The sequence below is a fragment of the Leptolyngbya sp. Heron Island J genome, assembly GCF_000482245.1.
Classification (GTDB): Bacteria; Cyanobacteriota; Cyanobacteriia; order Phormidesmidales; family Phormidesmidaceae; genus Leptothoe.
The window spans coordinates 174743-197751 of sequence record NZ_AWNH01000112.1 but is presented as its reverse complement, the minus strand read 5'-3'; the positions used below and the strand labels follow the sequence as shown (position 1 = coordinate 197751).

Below are 23009 nucleotides of genomic sequence, written 5' to 3'. Positions count from 1 at the left end.
ACGACAAAATCTTCAATAAATGCAAACTTGGTCGATGCGTTGGAAATCTCGTCGCTAAAATATCGAGTCTATAACCCTGGACTCTATTGTTATGCGACTGACGACCGATCGATTACTTATCCGTGATTGGCATCCGCTTTACGATGCGCAGCAGGCGTTTGATATCTATGGTGATGTGCGGGTAACCCACTGGCTGGAGAGCGACGCAGACAGTTCACTTCGCATCACTCAAAAACGGCTCCAGCGCTACTGTGAGCGCTGTACTAATGGTCTGGGCGTTTGGGCTGTTATTGAAAAAGCCATTGATCGAGCTATTGGTAGCATTTTGCTCGTACCGTTACCCAACAACGACAAGACAGACAGTGGCAAAATCGAGATTGGCTGGCATTTTCGTCCCGCTAGCTGGGGCTATGGTTATGCCACTGAAGCAGCTAATGCTATCCTCAGCTACGGATTTCAAAAGCTACAGCTACCCACTATTTATGCCATCACCGCCTCAGACAATATCCGTTCTCAGCGAGTTATGGCTCGACTAGGAATGCAGACCCTGGGTTTTACGGATGAGCATTACAATCGCACATTACAGCTTTACAGCCTGATGGCTGAGCATTATTCGTCTTCAGGCCAGCTAGAATCAATGGCTGACAGCACTGCATCCACATCGGCCCCACTGACATAGTTCACCATCTCAGTCCAAAAGGTGCCAGCACCGACAGCGGCGGGCATCAGGTCAGAGCCATCAAATCGAATAGTATCGGCCTGGTCCAGCACTGCCGCTATTTGGCGGATGCCATCGTTGGGATAGAGCGCCAAATCTACGTCCTGGTGAGGACTGATGTAACCACGGGCAGCCCAGCTAGCATGGGGGGTGACTGTTGTTAAATACTGCATCGCAGCCTGGGCTGCTGGGGTATTATTCGTCATGGCAAAAACCAATCCACCCGTGAGCAGAGGTGCGGTTGGTCCATTACCAGGCAACAAAAATACCTGGGTATCACGACCTGGTTCAACCGTATCCGGCAAAAAATCGGTAATAAAACTGGCTTGGCGATGTAAATAACAGCCAGGAGGTTGGTCAAACAGCGGGGTCGGCGCATCTCCAAAGGGAGTACTAATCGCTCCAACAGCGCCACCCCGCACATAGCGATCGCTGCGGACAATATCGCCAAACATTTGTAGAGCAGTTCTCACTGGGGGAGAATTAAACGGGATTTCATGGGTTACCCATTGGTCATACACCTCCGGTCCAGCCGTACGTAGCAAAATGTCTTCTACCCAATCGGTGCCGACCCAGCCGCTGGCTTCACCACTTTCTATGCCTAAACACCAGGGTGTTTTACCCTCAGCCGCAATTTGCTCAGTCAGTGCCATCAGCTCATCCCAGCTCGTAGGAATGGTATAGCCTGCGGCCTCAAAATTATTGGGGTTATACCAGACTAAACTCTTAGGATCAGACCGCATCCAAACCCCATAGACTTGATCATCGACCGTACCCAGATTGACCCAATCAGAACCAAAGGCAGTTGTCAGGGTGTTCAAATCAACCACATCATCTAATGGCGTCAGGGCTCCTTCTCTAGCTAAATCTGCCATCAGACCTGGTTGGGGAAAGATGGCCAGGTCAGGTACATCGCCGCCAGCGATACGAATGGGTAACACAGTAGCAAATGCGTCGGTGCCCTCATAAACAACCTCAATTCCAGTCTCGGCTGTAAATGAAGCAAAGGCCTCTTCAACAATCTCCTGTCCTACACCAGTTAACGATCCTAAAATCACCAAAGGTTCCTGTCTGTCAACGTTTTGCGCCCCCTGCCGACAAGCAGACAACAAGCACAACAGGCTTAAACAACTGATGGAAAGAACGTTGGGTTTCATGGCAATGCCGCGAGGCTACAGGCGACATTCTACCGCTTCTTAACTTGAAGCACTGGTGTAAAACCGTAGAGCAAATCGCCAAAATAAACGGGATGCGTAAAACAGCCCCACTGCCAGAAAAGCGGCTCCTGCCAGCCAGCCAACTTCAAGGCGGTTCAGAAAAACTTGAGCAGGCACAGTCGTTAGAAAGGCCACGGGAATGACAAAGGTAAAAAAGATGCGGAAAGCAGCCGGATAAGCCACAATCGGAAACCGACCAGCTTCAAGAAAACTTCGCAGTACTTCGGTCACGTTGTAGATTTTGACAAACCAGATACTGGTGGCTCCTAGCATAAACCAAAGGCTATATAAACTCATGAAGCCCAGACTAAGCGGTACTAAAGCAGCTAGATAGTTGGTTAAACCTAAGCCGAGTTGCATACCGGCATAAACCACCATGACCATTCCTAAGACTAGGTCTGGAAATCCCCATGGTGAGATTGTTCGAGTTGATAGCCAAAATTGAGAACTAATGGGTTTTAGCAGAACAAAATCTAAGGTGCCTTCTTGGACATGTTTGACGATGCGATTGAGATTAGGACTCAAAAAGGTAGCTGCAAAGCCCTGCAACATGGTGAAAACACCTAAGACGACCAGTGCTTCTTGCCATTGCCACCCTTGAAATTCGTAACCTGTACGGTAGAACAAAAACAATCCAAATAAATTACCACCCAGGGCCGTTAAGCTACTCAGGGCGGCAATTATAAAATTGAGTCGATATTCAAGCTCAGCTGCGATCGCAACTTCCCAAAACAGTCGCAATACCCTCAAATACCGATGCACTGTTGATGAATCCCAAATCGTCAGCTCTATCGTATCAACATATCTTGGGAGACATTCTCGACTTTTCTAATGCACAGGTCTAATGCACAGACATTCCATGGAGCGCCTCTTTGAGCGTGTTAACTAAGCTGACTGTTGGCCATCAATATAGCGCTTCAGATCACCTTGCAAACGATAGCGTGCTCGGGCGATGCGAGACTTGACAGTCCCCAGGGAAACCCCAGTAATTTCCGCAATTTCTTCATAGGGCAGCCCTTGAATCTCCCTGAGGACAATCGTAGTCCGAAATACTTCAGGCAGTTCAGCGATGGCCGCTTGCAAACGCTCATAGAACTCGTGGGTCATCATTGTATCTACAGGGCTAGGGTCTTCTGACGCAATTTCCCAATCAACCTGACCATCATCTAAATGACGAGGCGCATCTAAAGACAACGTGCCTGCATGGCGCTTGCGCTTGCGTAGCTCGTCATAAAACAAGTTAGTGGTAATACGACTCATCCAACCTTTGAACTTCACAGGTGACTGCAAGCGGTTCAAATTGCGATAAACCCGAATCCAGACTTCTTGAGCTAAGTCGGCGCGATCAGACCAATCGGGAGCTAGATGATAAAGCTGGCGATCCACATGGGACTTATACCGACGCATAAGCTCCGAAAACGGAGCTTGCTCTGGATAACGATGCCGCTGACACACACTGATCAACTCGGCTAGATCTAGTTGGTTAAGCTGCTCAACAGTAGGCTTTTGACAAGTAGATTGAATAGTTTGAAATGGAGAAAGCTTAGTGACAGAATCAAGAGTTCCAGAAGACAGAGAGCGTGCGTCAAGTTGGATAGTAGTCATAATAAAAACAATTCAGGAAACTATTTAATACCGGGGGCTGAATTGACTAGGTATGCACCTAATTTCTATTAGAAATAATGGTAGTAATCAGAACTAGAAGAACAAAGGTCTTTATAAAAATCCCCAAGCTTTTCAACCAGTTTAGTCAAGCTACCTCTATCAAGCATCAGCCATTTAACCGAGTGTTTTTCCTTAAGAAAACTCTCACTAATACTTTAATCCGTGCTTTCTAAGTGGTCCGTGAAGTGTTAGTTAAGAGATACCGAATAAACGTTTTTATCTAGCAAACAGTTCAACTTAGCAAGTAAAAGTATGGGTTGTATGAAGCCACGTGAGGCTAACTTAAATCTCTTGCAAATAGAACCACATATTAACTTTGTGTAGGCATGCTTAAGTTTATGTTTTCTACATATACTTAAGTACGCTATGTGAGCTATACGAAATACTTACCTAGGCACCCATACCTGAATATCGTTTGAGCCCCTGTCGCCACAGCCAACGATTGAGTCCCCAGAAAATTAAGCACCAGGCCAGGGTTATGGTCAGACTTTTGCCAATATTCACAGGTAAGCCCACAATCAAGCTGGCAGGTACATAGATTAGATATGGAAACGGCGTCCATAGAACAATCAGACGAATAGCTTCAGGAAACAAGGTCAAGGGAGCCACCATGCCCGAGAAGAAGGTGTAAAGCAAAAATGAAAATTGTTCGATGGCCGTTGCCCGTTCCACCCAAAAAGCCAGCATGGCATAGGTATATTGCATTAAAAACCGCAGGCAAAAGGCTAGACTAATGGCCAATAGCCCCCAGCCAACATGGGCCGGTTGTTGGCGGGCTACGGGATATAGCCACAGAAACAGCCCGATTAAAGCAGCAATAAATGGCAGCCGAGCCAGACGCTCAGCTAAATGGGATGAAAAATGACGCCAACCTGGATCGAGAGGCTGTAATAATAGTGGCGATAGCTTGCCCTCTAATACTTCTCGCTCAAAGTCCCAAATCACCCAGACAACGGTTAACTGTCGTACTACAAAAACAGCTAAGAAGTAACGCACAACATCGTCGGGATTGAGGTCAAACTGACCACTACGGGCAGCTTCTTGCCATAATCCCATCAATATTAGAGGGAATGAGCCTGAAAGCACCCAAAACATCAGCTCGGCTCGATATTCAAGCATATAGGCGTAATACACTGACAGCAGCGTCGAGATTATGCGTGAAAACCGCTGAAGGTATTTAAGTAGTGGCATCGCTGCTGAGTCCTGATGAACTTTGAGGCACAAGTTGTGATGGGTCTTTCCTTGTGAATTCTAAGCGTCTCGCTAACCTTAAAACTCAAAAGTGAGGCCTCAAAACTTCTTTAGAGTTTAGTTGGTTATGCTGAAAGTAGGGCAATAGGAGCGGACAGGCTATGCTGAGAATTTCTAACCAGGTGTCAATTCCCGATCATGAGATTGAACTGCAGGCTGTGCGATCGCAAGGTGCAGGTGGTCAAAACGTTAATAAAGTTGCCACGGCGATTCACCTCCGGTTTGATATTCCGGGCTCATCGTTACCAGAGCATTACAAAACCAGACTGTTGGCGTTAAAGGATGGTCGGATTACTAAAAGCGGTGTGATCAATATCAAATCCCAAGCGCATCGCACCCAGCTACGCAACAAAACTGATGCATTAGAACGACTCCAGCAGCTGATTCGCTCAGCCATAGTGGTTAAGAAAAAGCGTAAACCCACTAAGCCTAGTAAAGCAGCCAAACAAAGACGTCTTGAAAGTAAAGCTAAACGAAGCCAGCAAAAAGCCTCTCGCAGTCGCGTGACTTACGATGACTAGGAACCGTACACCTGCAGAACTATCCAAGTAGTTTTATAGCCAAGCAGTCTCGTGGAAAATCTATCACCCTACACCCAGGTGATTCAGCAGGTCTATCCCGATCTGGCCATTAACGCAGTAGACGCCATTAGCCATGGTCGAAACAACACAGTGTTAGATGTTAACGACCAATTTATCTTTCGCTTTCCAAAATATATCGAAGGTCTCCATGCCTTAAAACAAGAAATCACTCTGCTTAAATACATTCAGGGACGGATTTCCTTAGCTACCCCTGAACCAGAGTTTATCTGCCTAGCAGATCTATCTGGAGCATTTATGGGATATCCCAAGATTCCAGGTGAACCCTTGTGGAATAACCTATTGAGCAATGCATCCTCCACAACTCAAGGCAATTTAGCTAAACAGCTGGGAGAATTTCTTAGTACCCTCCATCGACTATCAAGCATTACTGAACTTGCAACTTGTTTACCCCGGAACGATACAGCCTCTCAATGGACCGAGATATTTCGAAGGATTCGTACAAAGTTAATTCCCCATATGCGGCCTGATGCTCAGACTTGGATCATTAGCCATTTTGAAAGGTTTCTCAACGAGCCCAAGCATTTTGCCTATAAACCTGTGCTAAAACATGGTGACTTTGGGACAAGCAATATACTGTTTGATCAGACAACCAACTCCATCAGCGGCATCATTGACTTTAGTAATGCCAGTCTAGGAGACCCCGCCTATGATTTTGCTGGGCTGCTCAGCAGCTATGGAGAAAATTTTGTTTACCAGGCTAGCTGTGGCTATCCTAATTTTGAAGATCTGTGGCCACGCATCAGATTCTATAAAAGTACCTTTGCTCTGCTCGAAGCACTTTTTGGTATTGAAAATTCAGACATGCTTGCCTATGAGAGTGGAATGGCAAACTATATGTAAAACACTGACACATACTCACCTAGATCCTGTCTCAGATGTCAGAATCTTAAGATGATTCTGGATGAAAGTATTCATAGATCTGCTGGGCTAATTTAGGACCCACTCCTGATACTGCCGTTAATCGCTCGATGCTAGCTTCGCGGATGTAGTCAATAGAGCGAAACTCGGCCAGCAGCATTTTTTGTCGATGGTGCCCTAGCCCTGGAATCTCACTCAATCTAGAGCGGCGCATGCGGTCTGTACGTTTTTTGCGATGAAAACTAACTGCAAATCGGTGGGCCTCATCTCGCAAACGTCGTAAAAGCTGAACACCTGGCTGCTCTGCTTCGGTCGGCAACGGTACTGATTCACCCGGCAAAAAGATTTCTTCTCGCTTTTTCGCCAAGCTGACTACGTTTAACTCACTGAGTAGATTGAGTTCTTTAAGCACCTCTACTACTGCTGAAAGCTGTCCCTTACCTCCGTCAATCATCACCAGGTCAGGCCAGTCTGGGTTACCAATGCGTTCCTTTGAGGGATCTTCCGCATACTTTCGAAAGCGACGGCGAATCACCTCGGCCATGCTGGCGAAGTCATCGGAATGACCACTGGTGACCTTGGGGTTTTTGATTTTGTAATGACGGTAATGTTGCTTTGCTGGCAATCCATCTACAAAAACCACCTGGGAAGCGACGGCATCTGATCCCTGAGTGTGGGAAATGTCATAGCCCTCTATGCGTTTTGGTAGACCTGGTAAATCCACAATCTCAGCGAGATCCTGCATAGCCTGGTTGTTGCGGTCGGCAAATCGTTGGGTGCGAGCTAGTTCATACTGAGCATTACGCTCCACCATTTCCAACAGTTCTGCCTTAGACTGTCGCTGGGGGACTTCAATCGTTACTTTGCGCCCTTTTTGCTGAGTCAGAAACTCCGCCAGAATATCCGACTCGAGCAGCGCGTGTTGCACCAAAATTTCGCTGGGAATTTCGACAGCATCGACCGTTGGGTAGTGCTCCTCTAGAACCCGCTGGAGAATTTGCCCAGGCGTACCCGATTCGGTCTCGGCAACAAAACCTAAGCGACCGACCAGACGACCAGCCCGAATTTGAAATAACTGAATACAGGTGTGCTGATCGTCACCGGAAAGTGCGATCGCATCCCGCGAAATCGTATCGTCTGGCAGCGCTACCTTTTGATGAGCACTTAAGGTTTGTAACCCGCGAATCTGATCCCTAAGCTTAGCTGCCTGTTCAAAATTAAGCTTTTCAGCTGCTTTTTCCATCTGGGCCATCAAGATCGACTCCAGTTCCTGCACCCGTCCCTGGAAAACCATGGCCACCTTTTGGACAATCTTGTGATAATCCTCTGGCGTGATCAACTCCTGACACACACCAGGACATTGACCAATGTCGTAGTTTAGACAAGGTCTATCTTTGAATAAAGGCTGGCGTCGCTGCCGCAGTGGGAATATTTTTTTAGCAATGTGCAACGTCCGGCGCAGTAACCCTGTGTCCACATAAGGACCGTAGTAGCGATCTTTCTTAGTGGTTTTGCGTCGTTTACGGGTAATGAAAATGCGTGGATAGTTTTCTGACCAGGTAATACAGAGATAAGGATACTTCTTATCATCCTTAAGCAACACATTAAAATACGGCTGATGCTGCTTAATTAAATTCGCCTCCAGGGCCAGGGCTTCAGCCTCAGTGTCAGTGACAATAAACTCTATATCCACAACCTGAGTCACCATGACGCTGATGCGAGGCGCATGATGATGCCCATCCCTAAAATAGGACCGGACTCGATTGCGTAAGCTTTTAGACTTCCCGATGTAGAGAATCTGATCGTCCCCGTCCCGCATAAAATAAACGCCCGGCTCCTGGGGAATCTCTTTGAGGCGAGTCTCTAAGCGTTCAGGGTCTTTGAGTAGTGTTGTTGCAGCAGCGGCAGAAGGCACTAAGGGTCTCTCCAAATCCTTTCTAATCTGAATCACATTCAAGCTAAAGCATTAAAATTTTCTCAATGAAAACAGCAATGCTGAATGCAATTAAGGATATCGCCTTTCTATTCTGGATACATTTGCCCTAACCAAGGCCGTTAGAACATCTTTAATAAGCCTTGCTGACCCACTAAAATTTCCCGTAGCAGACTAATAAAGGCCACCCAGATAATTGGCGAAATGTCCACCCCACCAAAGGGTTGAACTACTTTGCGAACAGGAATCAAAAACGGCTCAGTTGGCCAGTAAACCAAATTGAAGGGAAACTTGTTTGATTCGGCCTCGGGATACCAGGTTAGAACGATGCGGAAGATAAACAGCAAGGTCATCACTGCCAGCAGCGGTCCAACAATCCAATTGCCAATTGCGATACCTGACATTGTCAAAGTTCCTCGTTAAATGAGTAATCCACTTTAAGGATTGTAAAGCTTAGACCGTTTGCTGGGAGCTGTGAATCGGTGACCTTTTTAATAAAAAAACTAAAAAGCCTTGATGTAAAAAGCATTTAGCGTTTTGGTCAACGTTTGCCTTGCTTTTTGCCCAAATGAAAAGGCTTCTCAAGGTTAACGTTGCTCGATACTATATTAAGCAAGCATTACGAACGTTTGCGAATCTAAAGAGTAGAGGCCATGACACCATCATTGACTAATTTCTTATTGAGCCTGGTTGCTGGCGCTGTAATTGTAGTTGTTCCAGTCACTGTCGCTCTCGTCTTTATCAGTCAGCGCGACAAGATTAGACGCTGAGTATATCTAGCCTGCAGTGAAATCATTGTTTTGAGTATAGATAAGACCATAGATTTTTCCTGGTCAATGTCTTGTGTGAATGAATTGAGAGTGCAGCCAATGCTGCGCTCTTTTTTATGCTTGACTACGTCGCGCTACTCAACAGAGCCTATGCAAAAGCAGAACTGCAGGATTAGAGGATGCAGGATTGCAGGCGCTTAAAATTCTGACTGATGCTTGGTTGATCAAACGTGATCAAAAGACAAATCCAATGCTGCCCGCTAGGATAGAATTGGTGGCTATGGATTGTCGAATCAGGCAAAATGCCTGTCAGAGGGCCACCATCATACGAGGAAGCAATTGTGAATTTTGGTACTCCTGTCCCGCTGCTGGTTGGATTAATACTTATTCTTGGGGCGGTTGGGCTTTTCTTTTTAGATAAGCTGAAGCCGGGCTATGAACGCAGCTCTGATAAGGTTTACTCGATTCTACTGCTGCTGTCTGGCATTTTCCTGCTGGCTCACTTAAATATGGAGCTGCTGGCTTCGTTTCAGCAAGTCATGTTAGTGGGCATGCTGACCACTCTAATTATTAACGACATTAGTAAGCGAGACTCTAATCGCAATCGTCCCGCCGAGCGGGAAGGCCCACCTCGACGCTATGAAGAACGTCCCCGCCGGGTTTATCGAGCTGAGCTAGACGATTGGGAGGACGCAGGACCAAGACAGCCTCGTATTCCTAGCGATCGCTACCGGGGTGATAGTTACGGAGAGCGCTATGAACCGCGCCCTCTAGAACCCCGTCCCCCTGCTCCCTATGAGGATCGTCGCCCACCTGCACGTTTGCAGCCAGGTCAGTCTGGGCGCGATGAACAGTTTGACCGTTATCCCAATGAGCGAGGGCGTTCAGAACCACGTCCAGGCAATCGCCCCGATAGCCCTTATCCGGCTGGTTCTCAATACGGCAGCAACTCCTCTGCATCACCTAATCGTCCACAGCGCCCGCCTCAATCCCCGCCGCCAAGACCACCTTTAGATACACCAGCACCCACTGGTAATGGTGCAGGTCATAGTTTGGGAGGCCTGCCACAGCCGCCTAGAGATAGCGCAACTCGCAATGAAAGGCCCCCCCTTAATGTTCGCCCCCGGCCATCAGAGCCCAAAAATGAAGGCAGCTACACAGATTTTCGTCCTACTCCTCCGGCGGACGGTGATGCTGAGCCTTATCCCGGCACCCCCCCTCAGCCACCAGCCAATTACTAATCGTTAGCTACTTGGCTGATGTCCCTTTTTCAAAACGCAGATTGTATTTCACCAATGGCCAGAAAAAGACCCACTCAAGCTCATATCACTAAGCTAATTTCCAAAAGTCAGTCCGCATTTCTTAAAGCACGGACAAAGAAGCAGACAGAGTATTATATGGGCGCTAAGTTACTCGAAGTAGGTGTGAACCCAGATAAGGCTATTTATCGATGGAAGCTGGTGGATAAAGGGCCAAAGGAAGAATGGACCTACAGTGCTTACTGGGATGAAAGCCGAGAAAAGATAGAGGCTGAGGAAGGCACTGTTTAGCAACAACAGCTACTGAATCACTTCTTCAACCTGTCGCAACAGACAGCTGCTATCAAGCGGTTGATTAATCAGCATCATAGTAGTTGTGGTATTTTCCACGAAGCCAACCCGCTCATAAAACTGCTTCTGGTTGGTGGTCATAAGATATGTGCGTTCCACGCTACTCATATGGGGATGGCCTAAAACTGTTTCCACCAACTTGCGCCCTAAGCCCGCCCCTTGATAGTCATCATGGATAACGACATCCCAGATAGTGGCTCGATAAACACCATCTGATGTGGCTCGAGCAAAGCCGATCAGGGTATCCCCATGCCACGCAGTCACTACTGGGCAGCTACCGCTAATGGCTTTAGCTAAATCGTTAAGCTGTCGTCCAGCTGCCCAAAAAGCAGACTGATCAAACAGGTTTCCGAGCTGTTCTAAATCCTTTGGCGCTAACGTCTTAGTGTAGCGAAACTGAACAGACTGAAGATTCATTAGGGTTAAAGCAAAAAGATGACGCCACCTATTCAGTGAGCCGGTTGGGACAAATCTGAATGCAAACGCTGGGCTGAGCCTACAATACCTGGGCTGCTACAGAACGTCCATCAAAGTCCTTGATAGTTGGTATCAGAAAATACAATTTAAATTACAATATTTTTCTGGATTGATCACTTCGTTTAGGGTTAGAGCCTTGAATTCCCCGACCCAGTGTGTAGGATCAAACTCTCTGCTGAAATAGCGATCGCAATTAAGCTCACCATCCCCCAACTCAACCACACATCCGACATTCGTTTCGAGTGAGGTAAACCGTCCATAAGAATGGGGTTTCTAGGCTTAGGATATCTAGATAAGATAAGTATCGGGGTATAGTACCCACACCCGCCGTTTACTGCCCAGACATGCTGAAACGACTTTTAGGCGATCCCAACGCTCGCAAGCTCAAGCGCTATCAACCTGATGTTAAAGAGATTGCTCTCCTTGAAGAGGAAATCAAGGCTCTCTCTGACGACGAACTGCGGGGTAAAACTGCTGAATTTAAGCAGCGCCTTGAAGAGGACGAAGACCTGGACGATTTACTCACCGAAGCATTTGCTGTCGTGCGTGAAGCGGGTACTCGGGTACTTGGCATGCGTCATTATGACGTCCAGCTAATCGGCGGCATGGTTCTCCACGACGGCCAGATTGCCGAAATGAAAACTGGTGAGGGCAAAACCCTGGTTTCCACCCTGCCTGCTTACCTTAATGCTCTATCAGGCCAAGGGGTACACGTCGTTACAGTGAACGACTATCTGGCTCGTCGTGACGCCGAATGGATGGGGCAGGTGCATCGCTTCTTAGGGCTATCGGTGGGCTTAATTCAGCAAGGCATGAGTCCAGCTGAACGGCGGAAAAACTATGCCTGCGATATTACCTACGGCACCAACAGCGAGTTTGGCTTTGACTACCTCAGAGACAACATGGCCTCATCTATTGAGGAAGTAGTGCAGCGTCCGTTTAACTATTGCATCATTGACGAAGTCGATTCCATTCTTGTCGATGAAGCGCGTACACCGCTGATTATCTCGGGTCAGGTAGATCGCCCTCAGGAAAAATATGAGCGCGCCGCAGATTTAGCTCGTCAGCTGCAAACAGAGGTTGACTACGAGGTCGACGAAAAAGCCCGTAATGTTCTTTTGACTGACGAAGGCTTTGAAAAGGCCGAGAACCTTTTACAGGTCAACGATCTGTTTGATCCCAAAGATCCCTGGGCTCACTTTGTCTTTAATGCAGTCAAAGCCAAAGAACTGTTTGTAAAAGACGTCAACTACATTGTTCGTAATGATGAAGTTGTAATTGTCGATGAATTCACGGGTCGAGTCATGCCCGGTCGTCGTTGGAGCGATGGTTTACACCAGGCCATTGAAGCTAAGGAACGGGTAGCAATCCAGCCAGAAACCCAGACTCTGGCGTCGATTACCTATCAAAACTTCTTTTTGCTCTATGACAAGCTCTCGGGGATGACCGGTACGGCTAAAACTGAAGAAGCTGAATTCGAAAAAATTTACGACATCGAAGTCACGATTATTCCTACCAATCGTCCCATTGCCCGCGGAGACAAGTCAGACGTAGTTTATAAGACTGAACCGGCGAAGTGGCAGGCCATCGCCCAGGAATGTGCTGAGATGCATGAAACTGGACGTCCAGTTTTAGTAGGAACTACGAGTGTAGAGAAGTCAGAGCTGTTGTCAGGATTATTACAACAGCTAAATGTAGAACATAACCTGCTCAACGCTAAACCCGAAAACGTCGAACGGGAGTCAGAGATTGTTGCCCAAGCAGGTCGTAGCGGCGCGGTTACCATTGCCACCAACATGGCAGGGCGAGGCACAGACATCATTCTTGGTGGTAACGCCGACTACATGTCTCGCTTAAAGATACGAGAGTACTTGATGCCGAAAATCGTACGCCCCGATGATGAACAGGGATTCGGGGTGGCTAGAGTGGCCGCTACGGGTGGTAAAAGCTCAGCAAAGGGCTTCCAAAGCAATGGCAAAAAGCAAAAAACGTGGAAGGCATCCCCTGAAATTTTCCCCACAGAACTATCTACAGAGACCGAAAAAGCATTGAAAGAAGCTGTGGCTTTTGCGGTTAAGACTTATGGACCTCAAAGTCTGTCAGAGCTGGCGGCTGAGGACAAAATTGCCACTGCGGCAGAAAAAGCTCCCACCGACGACCCCGCTATTCAAAAATTGCGGGATATCTACAAGCAAATTTTGGCTGAGTACGAAGCCTTTACCGATGCTGAACACGACAAGGTAATTGAGCTAGGGGGATTACACGTAATCGGCACCGAGCGTCATGAGTCGCGCCGAGTAGATAATCAGCTGCGTGGTCGTGCCGGTCGTCAGGGTGACCCAGGGTCAACCAAGTTTTTCCTGAGTTTAGAAGATAACCTACTCCGGATCTTTGGTGGCGACCGAGTTGCGTCCTTAATGAATGCCTTCCGAGTTGAAGAAGACATGCCCATCGAGTCGGGAATGCTCACTCGCTCTTTAGAGGGCGCACAGAAGAAGGTAGAAACCTATTACTACGACATTCGTAAACAGGTATTTGAATACGACGAGGTGATGAACAACCAGCGTCGTGCCATCTATGCTGAACGTCGTCGTGTACTGGAAGGGGACAAACTTAAGGAGCTGGTAATTGGCTACGGCGAGCAGACCATGGACGATATCGTCGAAGCGTATATTAATCCTGAGCTGCCTTCAGAAGAATGGGATCTGGAGAATATTGTTGGCAAGGTTAAAGAGTTCATCTATCTGCTTGAGGATCTGACCGCCGACCAATTAGAGAACCTATCCATGGGAGAAATCAAAACCTTCCTCCGAGAGCAGGTCCATATTGCTTACGACATCAAGGAATCTCAGGTAGATAAGATCAAGCCAGGGCTCATGCGTGAGGCAGAACGGTTCTTTATTCTGCAGCAGATAGATACCCTCTGGCGCGAGCACCTGCAACAGATGGATGCCCTACGTGAAACGGTTGGTTTACGGGGCTATGGGCAGAAAGATCCGCTGATTGAGTATAAGAGTGAAGGCTACGAAGTCTTTTTGGATATGATGACCGGCATTCGTCGTAATGTGGTGTACACCATGTTCCAATTCCAGCCACAGCCAGCACCGCAGGCAGCTGCAGCCGATGGGCCAATTGATGTAGAAGTCGTTTAGCAACGGTGAGGGTAGGTGCTGCCTAACAGATGCTGCCTACCCTCCGCCTTGTTGGGACTATTGATACTGCTCTAAATACAGATTTACATCCTCAATAATCCGCGTTAATTCTGCCTCGGTAGTCAGTCGCATGCGGTCATCGCGTACCGTAATTAGCAGCTTGGCTGCAAATGGGCTAGGCCAGATATTAGGATTGCAAAAAATCTCTAGGAATACATCCCCTGTGTGGCGATACTCCACTGGCTTAATAGGTTTAGGTCTACCGGCTCCAACCGTAGCAGCAGCTGTGGTCTTAAGGGTTTGGACTAGCTCAGCCAGGGTGGTCTTTAGCTGCTGAGCCGCTGTAACGGAAAAATTTAACTGAACCGAACCTTGAACCAGATTAAGGGTGAGTTGGGAAGCCATAGAAACTAGCGATGAAGGTGTTTGCTGATCCTATCGTCGGTCTTGGAACAGCCACATAACCGTTATAAAGGTTTAGGCTCCGCATCTGACCCAGGTAAGTTTTTGCAACTTTTGTTGCATCAGGTTACTGCTATCAAAGGAAATCGATACGCTAAATAGCGGTATACATTACGATGACCTGCAAGGAGATGCCATGGTTGTAACCTGCGTTCATGTGTTGGTAAAAGCAGAACATGTGGATGACTTTATTGCGGCAACAAAGGCCAACCATCTGGGTTCTGTGCAAGAGCCAGCCAACATCAGATTTGATTTTCTACAGGACCCAGATGATCCGACCCAGTTTATGCTGTACGAGGCCTACGAAACTAATGACGATGCAGCTGCCCATAAGCAGACCGAGCACTATCTAACCTGGCGTGAAGTCGTTGCGCCTTGGATGGCTCAGCCTCGGCAGGGTAAGCCTTATAACGTGATTGCTCCTTAGGCAAGTGGAGGGAAGGGCTATGGTGTTTGCAGACTTTAGCTTTGCCAAAGTACCACCAATTTACTTCGGGGCTGGAAAACGCCAGATGATTCCCTCATGGCTCCAAGACCGAGCCCTCTGCCGTCTGTTGCTCGTCATCGGTGGCCAGTCTTTACAAAAAACTGGCAAGCTGGCACACATTGAAGCGAGTCTCCAGCAGTACGGGCTGACCTATGAGATTATCAATTGCACGGGTGAACCTACGCCTACCTTTATTGATAACACCTGTAAAACCTATAAAGATGAAGGAATTCAGGGTGTAGTGGGCATCGGTGGCGGCAGCGTGGTTGATGCGGGTAAGGCGATTTCTGCGATGCTGCCCCATCGCAATTCCATCATGGATCACCTTGAAGGTGTGGGCAAAGGTATTTCCCATAGTGGGACCAAAGTTCCTTATCTGGCAGTTCCCACCACATCTGGTACCGGCAGTGAAGTTACTAAAAATGCTGTTATTAGTGAGGTTGGCCCCCAGGGTTTCAAAAAATCCATCCGCCATGAAAATCTCATCCCTGATGGGGTGATTGTTGATAGCGAGCTGCTGACGACTTGTCCGCCATCCATTACGGCAGCTTGCGGTCTAGATGCCTTTACGCAACTGCTCGAACCGTATCTCTCTCCGACGGCTAGCCCCATGACGGATGCCCTGGCTTGGAGTGGGCTGACGGCAATTGGCCCAAATCTGCTAGCAGCTTGTGGTGAAGGGGCAGGCAATCTGACAGTACGTGAAGCGATGGCCTATGGCTCATTGCTTTCAGGCATCTGTTTAGCCAATGCAGGGTTGGGAATTGTCCATGGACTAGCCTCACCACTGGGTGGCTTTTTCTTAATTCCCCATGGTGTTGTTTGCGGTACGCTTCTAGCAGCAGCAGCCGAGGCAAATTGGCAAGCTCTAATCGCAAGAGACCCCCAAAACCCAGCCGTGATAAAAATGGCCAAGTTAGGTGAATTTCTGGAGGGTGAACCAGGCAAAGACCCAGCCTACTATGGCGAAGTACTTTGTCAAATTTTATGGAAATGGACACAGTCACTGGAGTTACCAAGGCTAGGAGACTATGGTGTCCAGACATCGGATTTGGAGCGGATAGTTACCAAGACTCGTAATCGGAATAATCCAGTTCAACTCACCGAAATTGAGATTACACAGCTGCTGCAATCGCGTCTCTAGATTTTGGCGACCTGCTGCCTAGCTATGGATGTTACGAACAATCCAATAGCTGATAGATAAAGCCAAAATTGCCACTGCCAATCCAATTAGGCTGACGCCGGTTACTTTTTCGAGATCCAGAATAATAATCTTACGAGCCACCGCAGTCAGGGAGGTGACGATGACTAATTCCACCTGCACTACATGCTTTTTTAGATAGGCGGTGATGTTTTCTAAAATCTCTAATGCGATCAGGACACTTAAAAATAACCCAAAAATTTCGCTCAGGGTACTTTTGAAAAAACCTGCGGGGCTGGGATCCAATAGCGCTACTGCCAGGAACCGCATCAAGTCCACCATGATCACAAAGATCACCACCAGCATGGCAATGGACAGTAGCTTTGAGACAATGGTTTCTATACTGTCTATACCATGCAGAAAATTTTCAGCACTGAGCCAGTCCCAACGCTTGCCTTTTTTATTGCCACCCATGTACATGCTCCAGAAAATGGATTTCTTTTAGGAGAACTATACAGGTGAGATGGAGACGGCGGTTGCAGTGAAACGGGTTTTTCGATCTTAACCGCCATTTTTGTATTGGCTTACATAAACCGCCCAGCCATCTTTAACATATCGCCCATGTCGACGTCACCGTCGCCATCGCTATCGAGAAAAGCACTGACTAATGGGTTGCCCTGGGCCTGGGTCCCGGTTTTGGCAGCACCCTGATTGAGAAACTTCATGACGATAGGAATAACCATGGGTAGCATTGCTATCACTTGATCGGCATTGAGACCCGTTTTTTCAGCAACTGTAGTTGCGATCGCACTTTGCTGTTCGGGACTAAACAATTTGGGTAAGACACCCGCACCATCGTTAGTCCCCTGCTGAACCAGATCCAGCACAGCATCCATCCCCTGGGTTTGTTGTTTTTCTCGCAGAGCAGATTGGACAAAGCCACCGACCACTGAGGCGGCTTGCTGAGTGGTCGAACTGTTAGCATTACTCGCCTGAGCAACCTGCTGCGCCATCGATACAATTTGGCCAAGCTGACCGATGCTGGCTTCACGATTAGGGTCCTGAATGGCCCCCATTACTTGATCAAATATGCCCATGGGAATTGAAGTTGTCCTTGACTAGCAACAATTGGCAGCACTTATCCACCTTGTGTATATTAGGACGCTAGGCTAGCTCAGGGGTAAAATTGGCAGCTTCATTTTATGAATATCAGCGATATGTCTGGTATTGCGTCAGTGATATTACCCACCACCCACCATAGTGAGCACTGTATATGAAGCGCCCCCTCATCATTGCTATTAGCGTTTTGATTTTTCTTGGTTTGCTGCTATGGCTGATCAGCACGTTAGGGACACTCTATGTCGGTCTGTCTACCCTGCATCCATGGGTCGCTCAAGCAATCACTACATTGACAGTGCTAGTTCTATTAGCAGCACTGGGAGTAGTGGCTTATTACGGCTGGCTGTTTTTACGACCGCGTCACCGCGCTGCGCCACCACCACCGCCAAAAACCACGGATGAAGCGGCTGTCACTCAGCTACAAAGCCTCGACCAGCAACTGAGTCAAATTCAAGATGAAGTCGCGCGACAAGCCCTGCTCGAACGGGCAAAAAACGTAACCCATGCCTTTGAACAGCAGCGGCTACAGATGGTGATTGTCGGCAGTGGCTCTGTTGGTAAAACCTCATTAGCCAATGCCTTAATGGGGGAAATGGCGGGGGAAACAGCCGTTACGAAGGGGACAACAACTCAACAGCAAGACTACCGAGTTGCAATTCCGGCCATTGAAGGGGAAATTATTCTCAGCGATAGTCCGGGATTACTGGATGCAAGTACTGCAGATCAGACTAGTCGAGAACGGGCGACCCAGGCAGATTTGATCTTGTATGTCGTTGATAACGATTTGCATCGAGCCCAATATGAGATTTTGATGCAGCTGCTGGCAATTGGCAAGCGGACTCTCTTAGTTTTGAACAAAAGTGACCTGTATGCCGATGATGAGGTGCAACTACTTATGGAGCGCCTGCGGCAGCGTGTGGAAAGGCAGATGTCAGTGAAGGATGTGGTTGCGATCGCAGCTCACCCCAGGGACTATCCCACCCCCGATATCCAACCCCTAATTGACCGTATCCTGGCTATTCTGCGAGCCGAGGGTCGCGACCTGATTGCCAACAACATTTTGTTACAGTCTCAGCGGCTTAGCCTCGAAGCCAGACAGCTGATTGGCCAACAACGTCAGCAGCAGGCCGAAGTCATTATCGATCGCTATCAGTGGATTGGTGCCGGAGTCCTGGCAGCGACGCCCCTACCAGTAGTGGATATGTTAGCCACCGCCGCTGTCAACACCCAGATGGTAGTCGAGTTAGGCCAGGTTTACGGCATTGCCGTCAGCATTGAAGATGCCCGCACCCTGGCAATTTCGTTAGCCAAAACCATGGGCAGCCTGGGGCTAGTCAAAGGAGCTCTCAAACTTTTAACCGTTGGCCTACAAGCTAACCTGGCCACTGCCGTCGCTGGCAAACTGCTACAGGGGGTTAGCGCCGCCTATCTCACCCGCATCGCTGGCAAAAGCTTTATGGACTATTTTGAGAATCAACAAGACTGGGGAGATGGCGGCATGCAGGCAGTCGTAGAAAAACACTACCAGCTCAATCGTCGCGACCAAATCGTCCAGCAGTTTGTTCACCAGGTCATCGCACGGTATCCCTAGGTTAAACCTGAGACGAGGTTTATGAATTTATGACAAATAAACCTCTCCGTAACCTGACTCTATATCAAATTATGATGTAGAAAATGTCCCCACAGATTGGACCTCGATTCTGTAGAAATACCATGGCATCGTAAGGACATCAGTTCGCTAACCTCCAATCAGCTTCAATCTACGATGACTGCTAATAATGCTCAGCGTGCTTCCAATGCCGTTCAGGCGATAACCGCCAAGCGAACACCGACATTTTTAATTATCGGTGTTCAAAAAGCAGGCACTACATCCATCTATAACTACCTGAAACAGCACCCCCAGGTTTATATGAGTCCTGTTAAAGAAACAGGTTTTTTTGAACGTGATTGGGAGCAAGAACCGGCTGACATTCAGCGTCGTAAAAAAAATGGCATTGTTACTTGGGAGCAGTATCAGGCACTATTTGACCAAGCGACGGACAGTCAGATTGCCCTGGGTGAGGCATCTCCCAACTATATGTTTCACTATCGATCAGCCGCTGAGCAAGTCCAACGTCGTCTACCGGACGCTAAGCTGATTGCCGTCCTCCGTAATCCGGTACAGCGAGCTTGTTCTGACTATTTGATGAACATGCGGGATGCGATCGGCAAGCAAACGCCCCTGGCTGAGCAAGTTCGGAGTCGTGGTAATTCGTCCTACGTATTGTTAAAGGGCAAGTATTACGAACAACTGCGGTACTTTATTGAGGTGTTTGGCCGCAGCCAGGTGGATGTCTTTCTCCATGACGATCTGCGCAAAGACTCCCAAGGGTTTATGCGAGCCATGTATCAGTCCATCGGTGTGGACCCTGACTTTGTCGCCAACACATCGAAGCAAGCGCAAACTGCCAAAGTCCCCAAAAATCAAACGCTTAATCGCCTCTTAAAAACCAAAAATCCTATCCGTACTGTGGCTACCAGCATGATGAAAATTGTGCCCTCGGAGCTGAGACATCAACTGCGGGAGCGCCTGATTGCTTTGAATTCCCAAAACAAAAGCAAAGCACAGTTTACAGAAGAAGACATCTTGTTACTACAGCAGTACTATCGCGAAGATGTGCTCAAGCTACAGGATTTGCTTCAACGTGATTTGTCTGCCTGGATCAAGGATGCCCCTTAACTACGGTTGGGAAGGGGTGCAAAACCATGAGCAAAGAGGGAAGAATAAGGCAAATGCTCGAAGTCACGAAATTTTATGGTTCTAATCTCCTAACCAAATCGTTACCTGCTGTAAGCACTCACAATTCCCATTAACTCATTCCTAGGGTTGCTAGGACCTGCCCCAAACTACCGATGGGGGCAGGCACCATTTCGCCACGAAAATCTAGAAGCTGCACCAGTAGCAAATAGGCAATGGCTAGAACTAGTGAAATTGCACCAGTGATAATCGCAACAATTTTTGAACGATCCATATTAAACGCGTTACTCTAACGTTTTGACATAGTATGACGGGGCAGTTCCAACGCTCTGATACCCTAAGGTCTTAGGGTATTGAGAAATCACTGACTAAATGCGCCTTTTCCACTATACCGACTAGACCATACGCGTGCAGTGCCCTATTCAGGGTCGTATTTTGTGAGTTAATGGATACCGTTTTTCCCACTGATGCTAACCCGGCTGCCATCGTGCATCGTCCGGTTATCGTTAAAATTCAAGAACTTAGTAAGTCCTACCGTACGGGTTTCTGGCTAAATCAGCAGGTAGTCTCTTTACAGCCCTGCTCTTTGGAAGTGTACCAGGGTGAGACATTTGGGTTACTTGGCCCCAACGGGGCTGGTAAAACGACCTTACTTAAGCTGCTATTGGGAATTATTCGACCGTCTTCAGGCAACGCCCAATTGCTAAATCGGCCCGCTGGTGATCAAACTATCAAACAGCAAATTGGCTACTTGCCGGAAAATCCTTACTTTTATGATTACCTGACAGGCTGGGAGTTTCTGACGTATTCTGCCGGTTTATTTAATATTCCAGCGTCTATATATAAGGAGCGTATTCCTGAGCTTTTGGATATAGTGGGGCTGTCTCGTCAGACCGCTATCAAAAAGCAGTTGCGACAGTATTCTAAGGGCATGCTGCAGCGCATTGGCATGGCCCAGGCATTGATTAACGATCCAGATATTATTTTTTTGGATGAGCCGATGTCGGGCTTAGACCCCACTGGACGCTACCAGGTGCGGGAGGTGATTTTATCGCTCAAGGACCAGGGTAAAACCATCTTTTTCAATAGCCATATTCTGGCGGATGTGGAGGTAATTTGCGATCGCATTGCCATTCTCGACCAGGGTGCACTCATCTGTCAGGGCAGCCTGCATGAGCTGCTGGGCTCTCCCGATGCCTATTTTGTTAAAGGTCAAGGTGGGAGTCTTGATGTCCTGAAAAAATGGCTACAAAATCTCACCTTTGAAGGTGGCTATTGGCAAGGCTATCTCCACGGTAGCCCCAGTGACTTTATGGCCAGCATCAACCTAATGAATGGTCGGCTCATCACCCTGGATTTACGCCGGCTGTCCCTGGAAGATTTTTTTATTCAGCAGATCCATCAGCGACGGACTAATCCAAACCCAAATTAAGACCAAATTTTCCTATCGGTAGAGAGCAACTAGAGCCAAATAGATTTAAAGTAAAAGATTCCTCTGTGTACTGACTCAGAATCTACTATGGTCGAAGTCTCTACCAATGCATTTATTGATCGCTCCCACTGGGGGCGCATCCAGCTGACTGGAGCCGATCGACTCCGCTTTCTTCATAACCAAACCACTAATGCGTTTGAGCAATTGAAGTCAGGCCAGGGCCGTGAAACCGTTTTTGTCAGCTCTACAGCGCGTACTCTCGATTTAGCCAGTGCCTATGTGGATGATGACAGCGTGCTGTTAATGGTCTCGCCAGGAATGGCCCCCGAGCTGATTGCCTGGATGGACCGCTACATCTTTTTCGCCGATAAAGTCACCCTCAGCGATCAAACTGATACCACCTGTGCTATTACTCTCCTTGGCCCAGACACCGAGCGGCTATTAACTGACCTTGGCTTGCCACAACCCGAGAGTAATGCCTACAGTCATATCCGTGCCAGCTGGTCTGTTACAAATACTGACATTCAAATCGCTAGGGAAACAGGGTTGGCCATCCCCGGCTACACCCTGATCGGCCCCAAAGAAAGCGCCACCAGCCTACAAAACTGGCTAACCGAGCATCAAGTTCCTTGCCTATCTCCCCAAGACTGGGAAGTGCTGCGAATTCGACAGGGTCGTCCCATGCCCGGACTAGAGCTGACCGACAAGGATAACCCCCTAGAAGCCGGACTCTGGCACACTGTTTCCTTTGAAAAGGGTTGCTACATTGGCCAGGAAACCATTGCTCGGCTTAACACCTACCAGGGAGTCAAAAAACAACTTTGGGGCTTCAAACTAGACAAGCTAGTAGAACCAGGAGTTTCTCTCACGTTAGATGGGACTCCAGTGGGTAAACTCACCAGCGTAGCTACTGCCGATGACGGCATTTGGGCCTTAGGATACTTGCGTACTAAAGCTGGTGGTGCAGGGCTAACCCTTGATGCCAACGGGACGATGGCCAACACTGTTGAGCTGCCATTTTTATCTCGTGGCTATTTAGCAAATAGCCCGTCTCCGGCAACATAAACTCAACTCAATGGTTATTAGTGTTATTTCTTAATATTTTCTCAGGATTTTCTTTTTTTTTGCAGAACAACTAGTGGCTACAATGAGAGCAAGCGTGGGCTTTTTGCTATGGGTCTTTCTACAACCTGGTTGAGTGGAGAGATTAGTGCTGATATGGGTACTCTGAAAGTACGTTGAGTATTCATTTCGGTTTGGTCCTAACAAGTACTCATCTTCTGTAGAACTAGACCAGCACGCTCGAGTTTGAAAAAACTTTATTCCTACGACTGCTCCTAGCTTGGGTTAGGGGCGGTCGGTTTCATATCAATGTGGC

General features: G+C 48.0%; 24 protein-coding genes. 13 read left to right on the top strand and 11 right to left on the bottom strand.

Annotated elements, in window-relative coordinates; all coding sequences use genetic code 11:
• Positions 1 to 91 precede the first annotated feature (91 nt).
• Positions 92 to 679 (top strand): GNAT family N-acetyltransferase, encoded by a 588-nt coding sequence (locus N836_RS69600; RefSeq protein WP_023076529.1) that lies wholly within the window; start codon positions 92 to 94, stop codon positions 677 to 679.
• Here the strand turns inward: N836_RS69600 and N836_RS69595 are convergent.
• The 4 genes from N836_RS69595 to N836_RS69580 form a co-directional block, all read right to left on the bottom strand.
• Positions 610 to 1875, bottom strand: coding sequence for an ABC transporter substrate-binding protein (locus tag N836_RS69595; RefSeq protein ID WP_023076528.1), 1266 nt, complete (start codon positions 1873 to 1875; stop codon positions 610 to 612). The genes N836_RS69600 and N836_RS69595 overlap by 70 nt on opposite strands.
• A 39-nt stretch (positions 1876 to 1914) precedes the next feature.
• Positions 1915 to 2697 carry an ABC transporter permease gene (locus tag N836_RS69590; RefSeq protein WP_031294488.1) on the bottom strand — a complete coding sequence of 261 codons (783 nt, stop codon included), beginning with the start codon at positions 2695 to 2697 and terminating at the stop codon, positions 1915 to 1917.
• A gap of 123 nt (positions 2698 to 2820) precedes the next feature.
• Entirely contained in the window at positions 2821 to 3540 is a 720-nt protein-coding gene (locus N836_RS69585) for a sigma-70 family RNA polymerase sigma factor (RefSeq protein ID WP_023076526.1), read from the bottom strand.
• 450 nt (positions 3541 to 3990) lie between these two features.
• Positions 3991 to 4791 carry an ABC transporter permease gene (locus tag N836_RS69580; RefSeq protein ID WP_031294482.1) on the bottom strand — a complete coding sequence of 267 codons (801 nt, stop codon included), beginning with the start codon at positions 4789 to 4791 and terminating at the stop codon, positions 3991 to 3993.
• A 161-nt stretch (positions 4792 to 4952) separates the two neighbouring features.
• Between N836_RS69580 and arfB the strand changes: the two genes are divergently transcribed.
• Together arfB and N836_RS69570 are read left to right on the top strand one after the other, a co-directional pair.
• Positions 4953 to 5372 carry an alternative ribosome rescue aminoacyl-tRNA hydrolase ArfB gene (gene arfB / locus N836_RS69575; protein ID WP_023076524.1) on the top strand — a complete coding sequence of 140 codons (420 nt, stop codon included), beginning with the start codon at positions 4953 to 4955 and terminating at the stop codon, positions 5370 to 5372.
• 51 nt (positions 5373 to 5423) lie between these two features.
• Positions 5424 to 6293: a phosphotransferase family protein gene (locus tag N836_RS69570; protein WP_023076523.1), complete on the top strand. Its 870-nt coding sequence runs from the start codon at positions 5424 to 5426 to the stop codon at positions 6291 to 6293.
• Positions 6294 to 6339: 46 nt separating this feature from the next.
• Here N836_RS69570 and uvrC read toward each other — a convergent pair whose 3' ends face one another.
• Both uvrC and N836_RS69560 read right to left on the bottom strand, forming a co-directional pair.
• Positions 6340 to 8226 (bottom strand): excinuclease ABC subunit UvrC, encoded by a 1887-nt coding sequence (uvrC, locus tag N836_RS69565; protein WP_031294479.1) that lies wholly within the window; start codon positions 8224 to 8226, stop codon positions 6340 to 6342.
• 140 nt (positions 8227 to 8366) lie between these two features.
• A complete protein-coding gene (locus N836_RS69560; RefSeq protein ID WP_023076521.1) occupies positions 8367 to 8648 on the bottom strand; it encodes a YggT family protein in 282 nt (93 codons plus the stop codon).
• A 249-nt stretch (positions 8649 to 8897) separates the two neighbouring features.
• On the opposite strand from N836_RS69560, the gene psbX reads away from it, so the two are divergent.
• The 3 genes from psbX to N836_RS77785 all read left to right on the top strand — a co-directional run bounded on the left by psbX (position 8898) and on the right by N836_RS77785 (position 10564).
• The gene (gene psbX / locus N836_RS75025; protein ID WP_071789101.1) at positions 8898 to 9014 is read left to right on the top strand and encodes a photosystem II reaction center X protein; all 117 of its coding nucleotides are present in this window, start codon (positions 8898 to 8900) and stop codon (positions 9012 to 9014) included.
• A 341-nt stretch (positions 9015 to 9355) separates the two neighbouring features.
• Complete coding sequence (locus N836_RS74000) at positions 9356 to 10255, top strand: Ycf66 family protein (protein ID WP_161635054.1); 900 nt, start codon at positions 9356 to 9358, stop codon at positions 10253 to 10255.
• Between the two features lie 156 nt (positions 10256 to 10411).
• The gene (locus N836_RS77785) at positions 10412 to 10564 is read left to right on the top strand and encodes a hypothetical protein (RefSeq protein ID WP_235071184.1); all 153 of its coding nucleotides are present in this window, start codon (positions 10412 to 10414) and stop codon (positions 10562 to 10564) included.
• 9 nt (positions 10565 to 10573) lie between these two features.
• On the opposite strand, the gene N836_RS69550 is transcribed toward N836_RS77785, so the two are convergent.
• Positions 10574 to 11041 (bottom strand): GNAT family N-acetyltransferase, encoded by a 468-nt coding sequence (locus tag N836_RS69550; RefSeq protein WP_023076518.1) that lies wholly within the window; start codon positions 11039 to 11041, stop codon positions 10574 to 10576.
• Positions 11042 to 11445: 404 nt separating this feature from the next.
• On the opposite strand from N836_RS69550, the gene secA reads away from it, so the two are divergent.
• On the top strand, positions 11446 to 14253 hold the full coding sequence (gene secA / locus N836_RS69545; RefSeq protein ID WP_023076517.1) for a preprotein translocase subunit SecA: 2808 nt from the start codon (positions 11446 to 11448) through the stop codon (positions 14251 to 14253).
• 57 nt (positions 14254 to 14310) lie between these two features.
• Here secA and N836_RS69540 read toward each other — a convergent pair whose 3' ends face one another.
• Positions 14311 to 14658 carry a hypothetical protein gene (locus N836_RS69540; protein WP_023076516.1) on the bottom strand — a complete coding sequence of 116 codons (348 nt, stop codon included), beginning with the start codon at positions 14656 to 14658 and terminating at the stop codon, positions 14311 to 14313.
• 193 nt (positions 14659 to 14851) lie between these two features.
• On the opposite strand from N836_RS69540, the gene N836_RS69535 reads away from it, so the two are divergent.
• Positions 14852 to 15142 (top strand): antibiotic biosynthesis monooxygenase, encoded by a 291-nt coding sequence (locus N836_RS69535; protein WP_023076515.1) that lies wholly within the window; start codon positions 14852 to 14854, stop codon positions 15140 to 15142.
• 19 nt (positions 15143 to 15161) lie between these two features.
• On the top strand, positions 15162 to 16346 hold the full coding sequence (locus N836_RS69530) for an iron-containing alcohol dehydrogenase (protein WP_023076514.1): 1185 nt from the start codon (positions 15162 to 15164) through the stop codon (positions 16344 to 16346).
• A gap of 18 nt (positions 16347 to 16364) precedes the next feature.
• On the opposite strand, the gene N836_RS69525 is transcribed toward N836_RS69530, so the two are convergent.
• Both N836_RS69525 and N836_RS69520 read right to left on the bottom strand, forming a co-directional pair.
• Positions 16365 to 16817, bottom strand: coding sequence for a phosphate-starvation-inducible PsiE family protein (locus tag N836_RS69525; RefSeq protein WP_023076513.1), 453 nt, complete (start codon positions 16815 to 16817; stop codon positions 16365 to 16367).
• Between the two features lie 110 nt (positions 16818 to 16927).
• Positions 16928 to 17440: a DUF937 domain-containing protein gene (locus N836_RS69520; protein ID WP_023076512.1), complete on the bottom strand. Its 513-nt coding sequence runs from the start codon at positions 17438 to 17440 to the stop codon at positions 16928 to 16930.
• 176 nt (positions 17441 to 17616) lie between these two features.
• Between N836_RS69520 and N836_RS69515 the strand changes: the two genes are divergently transcribed.
• Together N836_RS69515 and N836_RS69510 are read left to right on the top strand one after the other, a co-directional pair.
• On the top strand, positions 17617 to 19053 hold the full coding sequence (locus N836_RS69515) for a YcjF family protein (RefSeq protein WP_023076511.1): 1437 nt from the start codon (positions 17617 to 17619) through the stop codon (positions 19051 to 19053).
• A gap of 174 nt (positions 19054 to 19227) precedes the next feature.
• Complete coding sequence (locus tag N836_RS69510) at positions 19228 to 20181, top strand: sulfotransferase (RefSeq protein ID WP_023076510.1); 954 nt, start codon at positions 19228 to 19230, stop codon at positions 20179 to 20181.
• A 130-nt stretch (positions 20182 to 20311) separates the two neighbouring features.
• On the opposite strand, the gene N836_RS69505 is transcribed toward N836_RS69510, so the two are convergent.
• Entirely contained in the window at positions 20312 to 20473 is a 162-nt protein-coding gene (locus N836_RS69505) for a hypothetical protein (RefSeq protein ID WP_023076509.1), read from the bottom strand.
• A 171-nt stretch (positions 20474 to 20644) separates the two neighbouring features.
• On the opposite strand from N836_RS69505, the gene N836_RS69500 reads away from it, so the two are divergent.
• Entirely contained in the window at positions 20645 to 21631 is a 987-nt protein-coding gene (locus N836_RS69500; protein WP_023076508.1) for an ABC transporter ATP-binding protein, read from the top strand.
• 87 nt (positions 21632 to 21718) lie between these two features.
• Positions 21719 to 22696, top strand: coding sequence for a CAF17-like 4Fe-4S cluster assembly/insertion protein YgfZ (gene ygfZ, locus N836_RS69495; protein WP_023076507.1), 978 nt, complete (start codon positions 21719 to 21721; stop codon positions 22694 to 22696).
• The last annotated feature ends 313 nt before the right edge of the window (positions 22697 to 23009 follow it).